Source organism: Janthinobacterium sp. ROICE36 (assembly GCF_002869965.1).
Classification (GTDB): Bacteria; Pseudomonadota; Gammaproteobacteria; order Burkholderiales; family Burkholderiaceae_D; genus Janthinobacterium.
Map to the genome: position 1 here is coordinate 1 of NZ_PEBS01000161.1, position 1,939 is coordinate 1,939.

General features: G+C 56.3%; 1 protein-coding gene. It reads right to left on the reverse strand.

Annotated features, from left to right (window positions below; genetic code table 11):
- Positions 1-226 precede the first annotated feature (226 nt).
- Positions 227-1,939 (reverse strand): tetratricopeptide repeat protein (locus tag CSZ94_RS27805; protein ID WP_219726061.1); only part of this gene is annotated, 1,713 nt, incomplete at its 5' end.

Below are 1,939 nucleotides of genomic sequence, written 5' to 3' on the forward strand. Positions count from 1 at the left end.
GTCAGGCGCAGTGCCGCGTCTTCCAGCGTCAGGCCCTGCGTCAGGACCAGTTTTACCGCTTCTTCACGAAGCTCCGGTGTGTAGGTTTTTGAGCGTGTCATAAGTTCTCCAGTTGGTGAAGTTTACCTAACTAGAGTGTCCGAAAAAGTCAGGGTACCTCACCTCTCGTGGCAACCATGCTGCATTGATTCCAAATCATTGTGCGCTCCATCGCTGCCGCACCGCGCTATCCGACATCAGGAAGGGACATATCCATCAAATGCCACGTCACCTCGTCGTCAGGCAAATCGAGCAGCCAGTCGCGGCGCGGTTGTGGGAACGGCGCGCCTTGGGTCAGCCAAGTCTGGCGCCAGTACTGGTTGACGATCGCCTGCAGCGGATGGTCGGCCGCTACCCACGGTTGCCAGACGCCGCTGGCCGGACAGGCTTGCCCGCAAGCACAGCTCAACCATGGCTCGGGCCGCGCCACCTCGCGCAGCAAACCGTGCACCGCGCGCGGTTCCACGGCGCCTTGGTTGTGCCGTATCGTCAGGCACTGTTCCCACGTCACGGGGCCATAACGGCTCTTGCCAGCGGCAACCAGCACGCTGAAATGGCGGAACTCTTCGCCTTTGTGAAATAGCCGGGCCGGCTCCGTCAAACCCTGCCCTTGGGCAGGTTGCCAATATGCGGAAAACGGCGCGGTCGGCGCATCGCTGTGCAAGCCGGTGGGACGCAGCGCATAGTCGGCGGCCAGGAAATACGGTTCTTGTAACAGCGAGGCGGCGCTTGCCTGCGGGATGGCTGGCGGCGGTCGGACGCCCATGGCGGCGTCGAGCAGGCTCTTTCGTTGGCCATCCCAGGGCGGCAGATCGGCCGGTGGCAATGGCAAGATTTTATCGAGGTTGGGGAAGCGGCGATTGGGGTTGAAGCCGAGGGCACGATTAAGTACGCCGTAACGTTCCGCCCGCGCTTTATCAATGTACGGAACCAGCATGTTTGCAAGATCAAATGGATCTCCAAATTCAATTTCCAGTTTGTTTGCGCATTTTTCGCAGCCGAATGCTACTCCCTTGTGTAAGACTTTAAGAGCAAGTGCTTTGGTTTCTGGCGTACGCGGACCACTAACTCTGCCTGAGGCCATTCTCGGGGATGCATACATATAAGACAGATTATATGCAACCGGCCCATTTCCTTGGGAAAATGCACATTCCATCATTTTTATTGCGACAGGAATATTAGCCCAATACCCTGCACCCTCATTTGCAGGTCCAACATTTAATTTATCCGCCAAAAATTCCATCGATTGAGGATTACCCATCTGCGCCGCCTTTTGCCAGAAGGCATAAGCACGCGTGATGTCGCCGTTGACACCCGTGCCATTCGCATAATACGTTCCCATCCGGTCATATGCCGCCGGAATCCCGAGCCGCATCGCCTTTTCCACCAGTTGCACCGCTTCTTCCTTTCCATATAAAGGGTCGCGCCCTTCCACATACAGGCTGGCCAGATTGAGCATCGCCTTCCAGTGCAATCGCTCTGCCGCCTGACGCGTCAGAGCGACGATTTTTTTGTAATCGCGGTCTTCCAAGAAAATTTCAGGATCTTCCAAGGCGCGCGCTTCGAGAAACCAGTCCTCGGCTTGCGCATCGATGGGCGGCACCTTACCCGCCTCAATTTCGCAAATGAAATCAGGAACATGGGGATTGAAAAGCGGCAGGCTTTGGTTGCGTGGCAAGACTTCTTTCGTGTCGTTCGACATTTTGCAGGCGCCTAAAGAGAAACTCAGGATAACTGCCGTGATAAAAAATGGCAGGGGAAGGGGGAAATTTTGTAACTGTTCAGCCGGGGGCTGGCTGAATCGGGTTTCCAGCGAAGGCGCGTTGCAAGACGGCGAGCATGCCATGGCCTTGTTTCCGTAGCGTGTCGAGGCAGGAGCGAATAACGCAGAAGTTTTGCG